Origin of the sequence: Anabaenopsis tanganyikae CS-531 (genome assembly GCF_029891675.1) — a bacterium.
Taxonomy (GTDB): domain Bacteria; phylum Cyanobacteriota; class Cyanobacteriia; order Cyanobacteriales; family Nostocaceae; genus Anabaenopsis; species Anabaenopsis arnoldii.
On sequence record NZ_JANQDF010000083.1, the window covers coordinates 39,402 to 54,500 of the forward strand.

Annotated in this window: 13 protein-coding genes; 8 read left to right on the forward strand and 5 right to left on the reverse strand. The window is 43.6% G+C overall.

Annotated features, from left to right (window positions below; translation table 11 throughout):
- Positions 1-142: 142 nt before the first annotated feature.
- The 3 genes from fabG to mgtE all read left to right on the forward strand — a co-directional run bounded on the left by fabG (position 143) and on the right by mgtE (position 3,050).
- A complete protein-coding gene (fabG, locus tag NWP22_RS08395) occupies positions 143-838 on the forward strand; it encodes a 3-oxoacyl-ACP reductase FabG (protein WP_271734469.1) in 696 nt (231 codons plus the stop codon).
- Positions 839-952: 114 nt separating this feature from the next.
- On the forward strand, positions 953-1,381 hold the full coding sequence (locus NWP22_RS08400) for a hypothetical protein (protein WP_271734468.1): 429 nt from the start codon (positions 953-955) through the stop codon (positions 1,379-1,381).
- 301 nt (positions 1,382-1,682) lie between these two features.
- The gene (gene mgtE, locus NWP22_RS08405) at positions 1,683-3,050 is read left to right on the forward strand and encodes a magnesium transporter (protein ID WP_280801728.1); all 1,368 of its coding nucleotides are present in this window, start codon (positions 1,683-1,685) and stop codon (positions 3,048-3,050) included.
- A 210-nt stretch (positions 3,051-3,260) separates the two neighbouring features.
- On the opposite strand, the gene NWP22_RS08410 is transcribed toward mgtE, so the two are convergent.
- The 3 genes from NWP22_RS08410 to NWP22_RS08420 all read right to left on the reverse strand — a co-directional run bounded on the left by NWP22_RS08410 (position 3,261) and on the right by NWP22_RS08420 (position 5,581).
- A complete protein-coding gene (locus tag NWP22_RS08410; protein ID WP_271734466.1) occupies positions 3,261-3,590 on the reverse strand; it encodes a ribulose bisphosphate carboxylase small subunit in 330 nt (109 codons plus the stop codon).
- 58 nt (positions 3,591-3,648) lie between these two features.
- Complete coding sequence (rcbX, locus tag NWP22_RS08415) at positions 3,649-4,047, reverse strand: RuBisCO chaperone RbcX (protein ID WP_271734464.1); 399 nt, start codon at positions 4,045-4,047, stop codon at positions 3,649-3,651.
- A 103-nt stretch (positions 4,048-4,150) separates the two neighbouring features.
- Positions 4,151-5,581, reverse strand: coding sequence for a form I ribulose bisphosphate carboxylase large subunit (locus NWP22_RS08420; protein ID WP_271734461.1), 1,431 nt, complete (start codon positions 5,579-5,581; stop codon positions 4,151-4,153).
- A 755-nt stretch (positions 5,582-6,336) separates the two neighbouring features.
- Here NWP22_RS08420 and panB point away from each other — a divergent pair.
- From panB to queA, 5 genes are all read left to right on the forward strand, one after another.
- The gene (gene panB / locus NWP22_RS08425; protein ID WP_271734460.1) at positions 6,337-7,107 is read left to right on the forward strand and encodes a 3-methyl-2-oxobutanoate hydroxymethyltransferase; all 771 of its coding nucleotides are present in this window, start codon (positions 6,337-6,339) and stop codon (positions 7,105-7,107) included.
- Between the two features lie 31 nt (positions 7,108-7,138).
- Positions 7,139-7,894, forward strand: a complete 756-nt coding sequence (locus NWP22_RS08430) for a Uma2 family endonuclease (RefSeq protein WP_280801729.1) — start codon at positions 7,139-7,141, stop codon at positions 7,892-7,894.
- Positions 7,895-8,428: 534 nt separating this feature from the next.
- Positions 8,429-10,009 carry a phosphoglycerate dehydrogenase gene (gene serA, locus NWP22_RS08435; RefSeq protein WP_271734456.1) on the forward strand — a complete coding sequence of 527 codons (1,581 nt, stop codon included), beginning with the start codon at positions 8,429-8,431 and terminating at the stop codon, positions 10,007-10,009.
- 47 nt (positions 10,010-10,056) lie between these two features.
- On the forward strand, positions 10,057-10,953 hold the full coding sequence (gene prmA / locus NWP22_RS08440) for a 50S ribosomal protein L11 methyltransferase (protein WP_271734454.1): 897 nt from the start codon (positions 10,057-10,059) through the stop codon (positions 10,951-10,953).
- 11 nt (positions 10,954-10,964) lie between these two features.
- Complete coding sequence (gene queA, locus NWP22_RS08445; RefSeq protein ID WP_271734453.1) at positions 10,965-12,098, forward strand: tRNA preQ1(34) S-adenosylmethionine ribosyltransferase-isomerase QueA; 1,134 nt, start codon at positions 10,965-10,967, stop codon at positions 12,096-12,098.
- On the opposite strand, the gene NWP22_RS08450 is transcribed toward queA, so the two are convergent.
- Together NWP22_RS08450 and NWP22_RS08455 are read right to left on the reverse strand one after the other, a co-directional pair.
- Positions 12,073-13,281, reverse strand: coding sequence for a GNAT family N-acetyltransferase (locus tag NWP22_RS08450; RefSeq protein ID WP_271734452.1), 1,209 nt, complete (start codon positions 13,279-13,281; stop codon positions 12,073-12,075). The genes queA and NWP22_RS08450 overlap by 26 nt on opposite strands.
- Positions 13,282-13,356: 75 nt before the next feature.
- A partial coding sequence (locus NWP22_RS08455) for an SGNH/GDSL hydrolase family protein (protein WP_280801730.1) occupies positions 13,357-15,099 on the reverse strand: 1,743 nt, incomplete at its 5' end.

Sequence of the window (15,099 nt, forward strand, 5' to 3'; positions counted from 1 at the left end):
CTAAGAATTTCTCAGAAATCTGATTATCTTTGAGCCATCTTCGGGTTTGGTGTTGTGTTTATGGGAAAGTCAGTAATTTTCACCAGATTGCTGACATCGCGTTATCCTAAAATTGAACTTTCGCCGAGTGCATCGAAAATTCATGAAAGGTAAGCAAGTTTTACTCACCGGTGGTACTGGTGGACTAGGTTTAGGAGTCACCCCTGCTGTTGTGTCCCGGGGTGCAAATGTAACTATTCCTTATCGTCTCCCCAAAGAAGTTGAACGTCTCAAAGGAATCCTTTCACCTGCTGATTTCGCCAGAGTTCACTTTATCCCTGCTAATCTGGAGGAAGAAGCCTCAGTGGATCATCTGATCAATCGTATGGGACGGGTGGATGTATTAATTCATCTGGTGGGGGGGTTTTCTATGGGGAAAACTCATGAATACAGTTTTTACAGTTGGAAGCGGGAATTTGATTTAAATCTGAATACAACTTTCTTGACTTGCAAGTATAGCCTAAAAAGTATGTGGGAACATGGCTATGGTAGAATTGTCACGGTGGCTTCTAGGGCTGCTGTAGAACCTGCGGCGCAATTAGCGGCGTATTCTGCGGCTAAAGCCGGTGTGGTAGCCTTAACAAAGGCGATCGCAGATGAAACTAAGGGTACAAATATTACTGCTAATGTGATTCTTCCCAGTGTAATTGACACACCTAAAAATCGCGAATCTATGGGACCAGAAAATGCTCACAAGTGGGTAAAACCCGAATCTCTAGCTCAATTAATCTGCTTTCTGGCTTCAGAAGCTGCTCAGGATATCCGTGGTGCTGCAATTCCCATATACGGTGATATTTAGTCCCAACAGGTGAGTCAGCCAGGTAATTGATATCAAAGTGTAGCATTGATCAACAGGTGAAAGGTTTTATTGAGTTGTCAATCTTTGATTCTGACTAGGTAGGGAAAGAAAATCATGCACGTGGAATTTTTTCACAGGATACCAGTCATACCCCTGATATTACTCTGGTTAGCTTATGCCCTTTTAGGGTGGTATCTTGCTGCTCATCACATTATTTGGTTGACGGGGGCTTTTGTTGTCGCCGTCACCTTAGCCATTGTCAGAAAAACTATTGTTTGGTTGGATCACTTAGTGGCTCTTGGCTCTAGAATCTTGGTTGTGGTTTTATTTTTAAGTCTATCAGTTGCTTTGGTAGAAACTTGGTCGCTATTCTTCAGTCTGTTTCTCATACCCATAGCAACTACGTTTTTAGCTGATTTAGAAATGCGTTGGAAAGGCTTTAACAAAACCGACTCATTTTGGATTTTAACCCTCTTAGCTTTGTGCGGTTTGGTAGTCGGTGAAATGATCGATATTTTACTTTTGCCCAGTAGCGGATTTTAGATGTTATGCCACTGACTGAACTAATAAACTATGATAGTTCTTCCTTATCGATTATATGATAACAAATCTGGGAGTAATTGTCAACCTCCACATCTTCATTATTTGCGGCCTAGAAACTGCCTATGCAGTCAGACTGCAAGCAACTAAAATATAAACTTGCTCTGGATAAGTGAAGAAAAACTCGTAACATAAGTAACTCGCAAAACCTTATTGTAAAGTAGGGAAAAAGTCTAATGTCACAGTTGGTCACAGTAAAAGTAAATGAGCTTGAGAAAACACAGCCTTTATTATTAGTTCACAAATGCAAAGCAGATCCAGACAAGATTTACAAGACCTAGTGCGCGAGCAGCTGCAAATCCTACTTGAACAGAAAAATTTTCAGGGTGCTAAAGCTTTGTTGGTTCCCGTTCAGGTAGCAGATATTGCCGCATCCATTGAAGGTTTACCAGAGGCTACCCAGGCGATCGCCTTTCGGTTACTTTCTAAGGAAGAGTCCATAGAGGTGTTTGAATACCTCGATCCTACCGTACAACAAACACTACTAGAAGACTTTAAGCGTCACGATGTCCAGGAAATCGTCGGTAATATGTCCCCTGATGACCGGGCTCGTTTGTTTGACGAACTCCCGGCTAAAGTTGTCCGACGGCTCTTACAGCAACTCAGCCCAGATGAACGGGATGCAACTGCTTTGCTTTTAGGTTATGCGCCTAATACTGCTGGGCGCATTATGACTCCTGAGTATGTCTCACTCAAGGAAAATATCACCATTACTCAGGCGTTAGCACAGATTCGTTCTCAGGCTGATGTCAGGGAAACTATTTACTATATTTATGTCACTGATGATGCTCGTCGGTTGACGGGGATTCTCTCCCTGCGGGATCTGATTTTGGCTCAACCAGAGGAAACTATTGGCAGCATGATGACCCGTGATGTGGTATTTGTCAATACAAATACTGACCAGGAAGAGGTGGCGCGGACAATTCAGCACTATGATTTTGTGGCCATTCCTGTGGTAGATGCTGAACAGCGCCTCGTTGGTATTGTCACGGTGGATGATGTCCTGGATATTTTAGAACAAGAAACTACAGAAGATATCTATAAGTTGGGTGGTCTACAAGCTGGTGGTGATAATTATTTTCAAACTAACTTATTTACTGTTGCCCGTAAGCGGGTAGTATGGTTATTTATTCTGTTGATTACTAATAGTGCAACGGCGGCGGTAATTAGAGACCAAGAGGATGTTTTACAAAAAGTAGTAGCTTTAACTGCATTTATCCCCTTATTAATTGATACGGGGGGGAACGTAGGCGCTCAGTCTTCGACTGTGGTGATTAGGGGGTTGAATACAGAGGATGTCCGCTCTCACGAAGCTTTAAATATAATTAGACGGGAGGCGATCGCCGGCATACTCCTGGGAGGTATGTTAGGTACTGTAGTCATAGTCTGGGCATACTTATTACAAGCTAATATCTCAGTAGCCCTGGCGGTGGGTATTAGTCTATTTTCCATCTGCGTTTTAGCGTCGGTTTCTGGTTCCGCATTGCCATTTTTATTCCGGGGGATGGGACTAGATCCGGCTTTGATGTCAGCACCTTTTATTACTACAGCTGTGGATGTATTGGGGGTTTTAATTTACCTAAATGTAGCTCGCATGATTTTAGGGTTATGAGGAGAACGGCCAAAGCAGCTGACTGTTTCGGGAAAAAATAGCTATTGACTAACCTCTGATTGAGTCGTTGAATCATCCTTTCCAGTTAGGTGTTCAAAGTTGATGATGTGGCCTTGAGCTAAAATTTACCGCACCTGTGCCTGAATAAATAAGAGAGGTACATAATTATACCTCTCTTTAAGGGAAAAAATTAATTCAACTTCTCAGATTTTAGTATCTGCTGGGCTTGTGAACAATAAAGCTGAGAACTTGACACTGCTTGATGTTGTCAAAACCTACAACACGAATATAGCAGTTACCATACTGAGAACGGCAAGATTGAACTTCGCTGAGTACATCGTGAGTAGATGTGGCGTTGAATAAAGGTAACTTCCACATTGTCCAGTACAATTCTGTGGGTTCAGAAGTTTCGTTGAACTCAACAGCAGGAATGTAACCTTGACTCAAAATGTACTGAACTTGCTTGGCAATTTGAGCATCAGTAAGAGCTGGTAAGTAGGAAAGGGTTTCGTAACGACGCTCTTTTGGTAAAGTTTGCATAGCTTTTGATAATGGTTTGGGATTGATAGTAGTTTTTCAGTTATTAGTGAACCACTGTTCACTCTTCACTGTGGGGATCTGAACTTGTCTGCTGTTCCGGGTGCGGACTGGGGTTAGATGTATCTAGTTGTGTTATGCGTTCTAGATGCTGGCGACGTTGCTCCATATTGGCTTGTTGAATGCCAGTACAAACCATTTCTGGCAAAAATTCGGCTATTTCTGCGGCTATGTGTTCTCTGACTGTCATGAGCCGCAGTGCCAAATCTGGCTTTTCTTGGAGCAGTTGCTCAAGATATGCTTCTCCGTCTTGGATTTTCCCCGCAGAAAAGTTTTGCAACCAATACGCTAAGGGAGGATTCGTTTCGCCTAGCTGTGCCAATACAGTCCGCAGCGCCTGATAAGTCAGGTAACTTTGGAGAGTTTTGGCTGTGTCTTTCGCAATTTGCTTTAGATTCATGCTTGACCCCAGCCCATAAAAAGTAAAAAGTCAAAAGTCAAAGGTTAAAAGAAAGAATGATTATTTTCTTGTACTCTTTAACTTTTTACCGGTTACTTGAGGATCAGACAGTATCCATGGCCTCGAACTCGAACTTGATTTCTTTCCACAGTTCGCAAGCAACAGCCAACTCAGGGCTCCACTTAGCAGCTTCGCGGATGATATCGTTACCTTCACGAGCGAGGTTGCGGCCTTCGTTACGAGCTTGGATACAAGCTTCTAGAGCTACGCGGTTAGCGGTTGCACCAGGTGCGTTACCCCAGGGGTGACCCAGTGTACCACCACCAAACTGGAGTACGGAGTCATCGCCGAAGATTTCTACCAGTGCGGGCATGTGCCATACGTGGATACCACCAGAAGCAACTGCCATTACACCAGGCATAGAAGCCCAGTCTTGGGTGAAGTAGATACCGCGAGACTTGTCTTGCTCAACGTAGTTTTCACGTAACAGGTCCACGAAGCCCATGGTAATACCACGTTCGCCTTCCAACTTACCAACTACTGTACCGGTGTGGATGTGGTCACCACCAGACATCCGTAGGGTTTTAGCCAATACACGGAAGTGGATACCGTGGTTCTTTTGACGGTCGATAACGGCGTGCATAGCGCGGTGAATGTGCAGCAAAATGCCATTATCACGACACCAATGAGCCAAGGTTGTGTTGGCTGTGAAACCTGCGGTGAGGTAGTCGTGCATGATGATGGGCATCTTCAGTTCTTTAGCGAACTCAGCCCGTTGCAACATTTGTTCACAGGTGGGGGCGGTAACGTTCAGGTAGTGACCTTTGATTTCGCCGGTTTCTGCTTGTGCTTTGTGGATGGCTTCTGCTACAAACAAGAAGCGATCGCGCCATCTTTGGAATGGTGCAGAGTTGATGTTTTCATCGTCTTTGGTGAAGTCCAAACCACCGCGCAAGCACTCATATACAGCGCGTCCGTAGTTCTTAGCAGACAAACCTAATTTGGGCTTAATGGTACAACCCAACAAAGGACGACCATATTTGTTTAATTTGTCACGTTCTACTTGGATACCGTGAGGAGGTCCTTGGAAGGTTTTCAGGTAAGCAACGGGAATCCGTAAGTCTTCTAGACGTAGCGCCCGCAAAGCTTTAAAACCAAATACGTTACCTACAATAGAGGTCAACATATTGGTAACGGAACCTTCCTCGAATAGGTCTAGAGGATAAGCAACATAGGCGATGTACTGGTTATCTTCACCAGGAACGGCTTCGATGTCGTAGCAACGACCTTTGTAGCGATCTAGGTCTGTGAGCAAGTCTGTCCATACAGTTGTCCAAGTACCGGTGGAAGACTCAGCCGCCACAGCAGCACCCGCTTCTTCTGGGGGAACTCCAGGCTGGGGAGTCATCCGGAAGGCGGCTAGAAGGTCTGTATCTTTAGGTGTGTAATCTGGGGTGTAATAAGTTAGTCTGTAATCTTTAACCCCGGCTTGATATCCTGATTTGCTCTGGGTCTTCGTTTGAGCGTAAGACATAAATTCCCCTTCCAAGAAGTCACTCTATTAATTACTTAATCAAATCACGTTCTGTGCAACTTTTTCTCACTCCCGCTTTTTACCCTTATTGATTGGGCGAAAAATCAGGAAAAATTTTTTGTTAGAGGTTGGTTTTGGCGGGTAGATTTTCTGGCAACGAAACATTTATTTACAAATGTTCTCCCCAAGCTGGGGTGCATCAAGCCCGTCATGCTGTTTCCTCATCCCGTAAATAAAAATTCTCTTTTAACTCTTTCTCTTACCCCGCTAAATTTTTGTCTTTACACCGCTGTCTGAGGATGGTCACAGGACTATTACCCCACATAACGGCGTTTTTAGCTGACTGGGTTGATATCCCAAGGATAGACTCGGTGATCTATTCCCCTCATAATGGGGGAATAGATCACGGGAGAATTTGCTTGACATAAACTCGGCAGAGTGATAAGCGAAAGAAAAAGAAATTGCACACCACGTCATTTGTATGTTGTCTTACAATATATCAAGAATTTGATAAGTTATTCTTTCAAAGTTTTTAACTTATTTATTTAAATTTGTTATTACATAAAGTTTTAAACATTTTGTTAAGACTGATTTACAAAAGTCCAATTTAAATGTACCCAAGTGGGAGGAAATGGAGACGAGAGGAGGCATAACCCGAAAATGTACCGGAGAATAAACTAGACTATACTCAATGTCCACAGCTTCCCCACTCTCGCGTACAGAAGGCATAAGTCTCGCGTCTACCTAGTTCAACAATGGCAATTACTACTGGGCAATTAATTCAATGGAAACAACAGGGGCGGTCAATCGTCGCCTTGACTGCTTGGGATTATGCGATCGCCCAACTTCTAGATGCAGCAGGGGTAGACTTAATCTTAGTGGGGGACTCACTGGCGGTGATTTTAGGTTACGAAACAACACTACCAATTACCCTAGAGGAAATGCTGCACCATGCTAAAGCTGTGCGTCGTGGTGTCAAACAGGCTTTAGTGGTGGTTGATTTACCATTTTTAACTTACCAAGAAAGCATCTCACAGGCGATGCACTCAGCTGGATTAATTTTGAAGGAAACAGGGGCCCAAGCAGTTAAGTTAGAAGGTGGTTATCCCGCCATGGTAGAAACTGTGGCTCGACTGGTACAAGCGGGGATCCCAGTCATGGGTCATGTCGGTTTGACACCCCAATCAGTACATCAACTGGGACTAAGACAACAGGGAAAAACTCAGGACGCTAGGGAGAGAATTTTCCACCAGGCCATGGCTCTAGAACAAGCCGGTGTATTTTCCATTGTTTTAGAGCATATACCCGCAGATTTAGCAAGCAAGATTACACAAAAATTAAATATTCCCACGATTGGCATCGGTGCGGGAGTTGATTGTGATGGACAGGTGTTAGTCACCTCCGATGTCCTAGGTTTGGGAGAAAAGCACCCACCCTTTGCAAAAGTTTACACAAATTTGCGAGAGACAATAACCAAAGCTGTGAAAGATTACGCATCAGAAGTGCGCGATCGCCAGTTTCCCTAACCCGATATACTGAAATATTAGGAGTAGTTAAATGTTGGTACAAATTCCCCCTACTCAAAAAACACAAAAAGAATTAAATATTACTTGGGAAGCTCTTCCCGCCGAATTCATTCTACCCGATGATCCAGTGGAAAATATTCAACAACCGGCGCTGGCTTCGGCACTGACCGATGCACTAGGAGCCACACAACGCATCCAACCCCAGATGTTAATTGCTTCTAACTTCGGTCTAGTAGCGACAGTCAACAAAAAAATAGTTGTCAAAGCGCCTGACTGGTTGTACGTTCCCCAAGTCCAACCCGTAGCCTCTGGGGTGATTCGTCGTAGTTATACCCCCTATTTAGAAGGTGCTCCTGTGGCTGTAGTCATGGAATTTTTATCAGACACAGAAAATGGAGAACTATCAATCCGTTCAACACCGCCCTACGGTAAACTATATTTTTACGAGCATATTCTTAAAGTTCCCACTTATATCACCTATGACCCCTACGAAGTGATTCTAGAAGTCAGGTGTTTAGAAAACGAAAAATATAGCTTAATGACGGCAGATGATAATGGTCGTTACTGGATTGAGCAGTTAGAATTATTCCTGGGAATTTGGCCAGGTGAGAGACTATGCCAAAATATGAATTGGTTGCGGTGGTGGGATAAAGAAGGTAATTTGTTGTTGTGGAGTAGTGAACAAGCGGAACAGGAACGCCAACGGGCTGAACAAGAACGCCAACGGGCGGAAATACTAGCAGCAAAGTTACGTGAGCTAGGTGTTGACCCTGATGGGATGGTATAGTATCATATACTTAGATATGATAACTGGAAAAGACGATCATCCAGCCTTATTAACAGCAGCCCAACTAACTTTGACATATGAGCAACTGAAGTCAAATGTATTCAGTCTAGTTGCACAATCGAGGGGCGGCCTACAGAAGTTGAGGGGATTCTGGGAGCGGTGATTGAACTGGAAAAACTCACCCATGCCCCTACAATATGGATAGAGTATACGCCAACGTCAAACTACTAGAAAAAACTTTACGCCATTATTTATAAAAATATTAGCTTTGTAGCTATGATCATGGTTTATATTACCGGAAGGGTGCCACAAATCACTAATAGTCTATGGCTGACGCCACGCTACGGAATCAGATCCGATAAACCAGTACCGGAATATCTGTGCAACTGATGCTTTCTTACTTGTACCATCACCAGGTAAGAAGTTGATATGAAAATGCTAAATTTTAAACTCCTGCTCAATTGCCACAGATAAAGACTAAACTAAAAAGTCTTGTGCTGCATAACCTGTAAATTGCCAAAAAATCAAGTAATCATGTCCAAGGTTCTCGTCTCCGATCCTATTGACCAAGCTGGAATTGACATTCTCACCCAAGTTGCTACGGTAGATGTCAAAACAGGTCTCAAACCAGCAGAACTGATCGAAATTATTGGTGAATATGATGCGCTGATGATCCGCTCTGGTACGCGGGTTACACAAGAAATTATTGAAGCTGGTACCCAGTTAAAAATCATCGGTCGTGCTGGTGTGGGGGTGGATAATGTCGATGTTCCCGCAGCGACCAGGCGCGGAATTGTCGTTGTCAATTCGCCAGAAGGTAACACCATCGCCGCAGCGGAACACGCCCTAGCGATGATGTTATCTTTATCTCGTCACATCCCCGATGCTAACGCTTCTGTGAAAAGCGGTGAGTGGGATCGTAAAACTTTCGTAGGGGCGGAAGTTTATAAAAAAACTCTCGGTGTTGTGGGTTTGGGTAAAATCGGTTCCCATGTTGCAGCAGTAGCTAAAGCTATGGGAATGAAACTCTTAGCTTACGATCCTTTTATCTCCAGAGAACGAGCCGAACAACTTGGCTGTCAGTTAGTGGATATGGATTTACTGATGCAACAAGCTGACTATATCACGCTACACATCCCCAAAACACCAGAAACCACCCACTTAATTAATGCTCAAAGTCTAGCAAAAATGAAACCCACAGCCAGAATAATTAATTGCGCTCGTGGTGGTATCATTGATGAAGCTGCTTTAGCAGCGGCAATTAAAGAAGGTCAAATTGCCGGTGCTGCGTTGGATGTGTTTGAGTCAGAACCACTGGGTGAGTCTGATTTGCGATCGCTCGGTAAAGAAGTCATCCTTACCCCCCATTTAGGAGCCTCCACAACGGAAGCACAAGTAAATGTAGCTATTGATGTGGCCGAACAAATTCGCGACGTTCTCTTAGGACTACCAGCGCGTTCAGCAGTGAATATACCCGGATTGGGTCCGGATGTCCTAGAAGAACTCAAGCCTTATATGCAGTTAGCAGAAACCCTGGGTAAACTGGTGGGACAGCTAGCTGGTGGAAGAGTGGAGTTACTCAATGTCCGACTACAAGGTGACCTCGCAACTAATAAGAGTCAGCCTTTAGTTGTCGCCTCCTTGAAAGGACTACTTTACCAAGCCTTGCGGGAACGGGTGAATTACGTCAACGCGAGTATAGAAGCCAAAGAGCGGGGAATTCGGGTGATTGAAACCCGGGACGCTTCAGCTCGTGACTACGCTGGATCTTTGCACCTGGAAGCTACAGGTACTTTGGGAACTCATTCGGTAACAGGCGCTTTATTAGGGGACAAAGAAATTCACTTAACTGACGTTGATGGTTTCCCCATTAATGTACCCCCCAGTAAATATATGCTGTTTACTTTACACCGTGATATGCCGGGAATTATTGGTAAACTTGGTTCGCTCCTGGGCAGTTTTAATGTCAATATTGCTAGTATGCAGGTAGGCCGTAAAATTGTCCGTGGTGATGCTGTCATGGCTCTGAGCATCGATGATCCATTGCCGGATGGCATTTTGGATGAAATTGTCAAAGTACCGGGAATTCGGGACGCATACACAGTAACTTTATAAACTTGAAGAAATGAGGCCTGCCTCATTTCTTGAAATCAGAAGTAAATATGACAAACAGTTGGTGGGAATTACAGATTTTATGTGATCCAGCCCTAGAAGATTCTATCTTTTGGCGACTGGAAGATTTTGGCAGCCGTGGTACAGCCAGCGAGGGTAAAGGTGATTTGTGTCTGGTGAAGGCTTACCTACCAAAATTGCCAGGAGCAACTCTAGATTTAGAGTTGCTCTCTAGCCAGTTGCATGAAGATGCTGTGTGTGTGGGCTCACCTATCCCTACTCTCAGTTGTGAGTTAATTAACGAGGAAGATTGGGCTACTAGTTGGAAACAATACTGGCAACCGGAAAAAATAGGCGATCGCTTTTTGATTAATCCCGCCTGGCTACCAATACCCGCCGCACCGGAACGCCTGGTAATTCTTCTAGATCCTGGCGTAGCATTTGGTACAGGAAATCATGCCACAACCCAATTATGCTTGGAATCCCTAGAAAAGGTGGATTTTCAGGGTAAAAGTGGTCAGTTAGTTGCTGATATCGGCTGTGGTTCTGGTATACTTTCCATAGGAGCATTACTACTGGGGGCAAAAAAAGTTTATGCAGTGGATACTGACCCCTTAGCGGTGCAATCAACTGTGAGTAATCGTGACATGAATCGGATTAGCCCAGTATCCTTAGTACCGGCGGAAGGTAGTGTAGATATGGTCATGGAAGGGTTACAAGAACCAGTAGATGGCATTGTTTGTAATATTTTGGCTGATGTGATTATTCAGTTGCTTCCACAAATGAGCAACATCACTAAACCCAGTAGTTGGGGAATTTTTAGCGGGATTTTAGTAGAACAATCTCAAACTGTGGCTGATGCCTTAGAAAAAAATGGTTGGATTGTTGATAACCTGTTAAAAAAGAAAGAATGGTGTTGCCTGAATGTGCGGCGTTCTCAGAGTTAGTGATGAATTCAATGGAGCAACAGATAAGACATAGTAATTTACCGGTAACTGCTACCACAGAAACACCAGATGTGAGTTTAGACTACTCATTGAGTGGGTATGATTATATATTACCAGAGGAACTAATTGCTCAAAATCCCGTATTTCCCAGGGATAGCTCCCGTTTATTAGTGGTAAATTCCTCTACCGAAACTGCACCTGTACATCATGTTTTTCGAGATTTACCAGATTTGTTACGCCCTGGTGATTTGCTGATTGTCAATGACACAAAAGTAATTCCAGCTAGGCTGTATGGCAGTAAATCTACTGGTGCTATGGTAGAGGTTTTGCTTTTGGAAGAACGAAAATATAACTGTTGGTTAGCTTTAGTTAAACCCGGGAAACGCTTCAAAATAGGATCTAGAATTTTTTTTACATCTAAAGATTCTCTACAAAATCCCAGTACCCTAACTGCTACTGTTTTAGCAACCGACCCAGCTACGGGAGGGCGTTTATTAGATTTTGATGTCCCCGATGGGAAACCTTTGATAGAGGTTTTAGAGCAATTCGGTGAAATACCTCTACCGCCATATATTACCTCATCCACTGCTGCTGATGAACAATATCAAACGGTTTACGCCCAGCAACCAGGAGCGATCGCCGCACCTACAGCAGGATTACATTTTACCCCAGAGTTACTAGATAAGTTACGCGATCGCGGCATTAATCAAGCTTTCATCACCTTACACGTGGGGGTAGGGACATTTCGCCCTGTGGAAATAGAAGACGTAACTAATCACCAGATGCATCAAGAATGGATTTCGGTTCCCCCCGCTACGGTAGAACAAATCCGCGCCACCAAAGCAGCGGGGGGTCGAATTATTGCAGTGGGGACTACAGTAGTCCGCGCCTTGGAAGGAGCAGCACAGTCTGGGGATTTACAATCATTCTGTGGTCAAACAGATTTATTTATCTATCCGGGTTACCAATGGCGGGTAGTAGATGGTTTAATTACCAATTTCCACTTACCGCGTTCTAGTTTGTTGATGCTGGTAAGTGCGTTGATTGGTAGGGAGCGTTTGTTAAATATATACCAACAAGCTATAGCTGGGAAATATCGCTTTTATTCCTTTGGGGATGCTATGTTAATTCTTCCGGGATTTTAATACTGGGGGAAGTTTGACTAAATGGTAAATCTTGATTGATGGCTTCTATCTCCTGCTGTTCTAGTTGATTTACTTCCCTAAGATAGGGATGGAGAATTTTTTCTAAGCGCCGATTGTAAAAGCGGTGCAAACTATAATTGGGTGTAGCTGGGAAACCACGGCGTTTTTTATGTCGTCCCCCAGCACCAGGATCGAAGCTTTGGATACCATGGGCGATCGCCCACTCAATTGGTGTATAGTAGCAAGCATCAAAATGTAAACAGTCTATTTCTTGAAAACTCCCCCAGTAGCGTCCATATAGGCGATCGCCTTTATACAAACAAAAAGACATACCTATAGGTTCCCCTTGCTCTTCCTGATGATAAGCTGGGAAAAACACCACTCGATGGCGATAGTTAGTGTGTAGCTGCTCAAAAAACTGCTTTGTCAGGTATTTACTACCCCACCAGCCAAACTTATCACAAGTATCACCATAGAACTGGTACATTAAAGGAAATAAAGAGTGAGGAATTGCATCACCAGTCACCGGTTGAAATTCTAAACCCACCTTTTCCACAGCTTTGCGCTCTCGCTTGATATTGCGGCGCTGATTAGCGTTGAATAATTTTAAGTAATCATCAAAAGTTTTAAAATCCAGGTTTTCCCAAATGTAGCTATGGTGTAACCAAGTGGTAAAACCTTGGCGTTCTAGGACAGTGCGCCATTGAGGATCAACATAGAGAAAATGACACCCAGAAATTCCATGCTTACTACACCAAGAATCTATCTCATGTACCATCATGGCTGTAATGTAGTCTTCATCTTCCCCCGGAGCAATTAAAAAACGATAGCCTTCAGCGGGGGTAAATGGTGTCATTCCCAGTAGTTTGGGATAATATTGTATTCCCAAGCGATGGGCTAATTCTGCCCACTGCTGGTCAAAGACAAATTCACCATAACTATGTCCTTTCAGGTACAGTGGCGCAGCTGCTATCAAAGTCCCCTCTCGCCAAAGTGTTAAGTGATTGGGTAACCATCCGGTTTTCGCCGTCGCGCTCTGGGATATTTCCAAATTATTCAGCCAATCCCATTCTAAAAACGGGGTTTTCAGGGGTATTGCTAAAGCATCCCAAGCATTTTGGGGTACTTGTGCAATGTGGTTAATCCAGAGACTAGAGTAATTAGGTTTGATTTGTTTGACCATTGTAAGGTTTTTCTGGGGAACCAACTTCCTGATGACTAATTACTATATATTTTAGTCGCTGGGTGTTGGCGTAGCCTACCCCAGCAACCCGGAGGTGAAAGCATTAATTTCGGCTCCTGTATTTCTCGGTCCTGTGAGTTCACTAGTAAACAGATTAAAGGTAGTTTCCAGAATCGCATTGACGTTAGGATTATTCTTGAGTAACAATCCTTGACGAATTAAGAAGATATCCCCCCCTGTCACTTGACCATTACCATCAACGTCAAAAGCTAAGTTGTTGACCCCATTGGCGATCGCACTCCTTAAAGCTGCACCTGTGGTGTTTGTGGCTCCCACGGTTTCAGTGCTAAAGAGATTAAAGGAGGTTTGGAGAATCGCATCGACGTTAGGATTATTCCGTAACAGCAGATATTGGTCAATGAACAATAAATCAGCACCGGTCACCCTACCGTTACCGTCAATATCGGCGGGATTGAGGAGGTCTACTACTGTCAAGGCGAAGGTATCACCCACACTTGTACCCGCTGTATCTGTAGCAGTGACGGTAATATCAAAAGTACCAACATCTTCATTACCCGGTGTACCGCTAAAGGTACGAGTAACGGGATTAAAGGTTAACCATGAAGGTAAGGGTGCACCATTTTCTAATCTGGCTGAATAGGTAATGAAATCTGGAATCACCTGCTGATTCAGCAGTTGATTTCTCAAGTTTTCCGCAATAAATTGATGAGCTTTAGTAGTAGGATGTCTGTCATCCCAAAAGAAATATTCATCGGCAGATAGAGTTTCGATGATATTACTCAGAGGAGTAGTATAATTAGTAAGACCGTACTCCTGGAGGACACTGTTATCTTCCTGCAGTAAAGCAAAGTTATCTATCAAAGATAAATTGACATTCAAACTGGGTGCTAAGTTGTTTAATGCTGCACTTAAAGCAGTATTAAAGCCCGTGGTAATAGCTGTAGCCACTGGAGCATTAGGAGTATTTCTCAAACCAGGAAGAAATCCCAAGTCTGGCAAATTAGCTACCAAAATCTCTTCAGCGCCTGACTGTGCTAACATACCGATGGCACTACTGATATTATTTACAGCATCAGTGATAGCTTGGTTGACATCTGCTGGAGTCGATAGAAAATCATTAGCACCAGCCCAAATTACATACAATCCATCTGCGCCAATAGGATTAGTAGCAGTTAAATCAATAAATTCCTCAACTTGGGTGAGTAATCCTGGTATAGGAATGGGTAATAGAGGATTACTGCTAAATTCACTGGTCGTAGCACCGCCAAAGGCAAAGTTTTTCACAGTTCCGGTGGTGAATTCTAACTCATCGGCGAAATAATCAACCCAAATTAAACCGTTAGAAAAACGCCCCTGGTAATTTGGCGATGGAGGAAACAGGTTACCTGTAGCAGTGTATAACTTACCAGTATCAGAGAGACTATCACCGAAGATTACTAAATTTTTAAAGGGGTTAATTACATCTATATCGTTGAAAGTGCTTTCTGGGAAGGTGAAGTTAAAGCTTTCATCTTCTAGGGTGGTGATGTCGTCAATGGGATTAACTAAGGTTGGGGTATCATTGGATGTTCCCCCAATGGTGATGTTGGCAGTAAAGGTATTATTAGTCTCATCTGTTTCATATTGTCGGTTGTAGTAGTAATTGTCAGGATTTGTCACTACTAACAGATGATAATTCCCCGCTGCTACATCATAAGGAATGAATATATTGCCTGTTAAGCTGTAACTTCCATCTATTGCCAAGGGGCTATTACCAGCCCAGAAATCGGACACATAGCGATCGCTATCATCCCATAT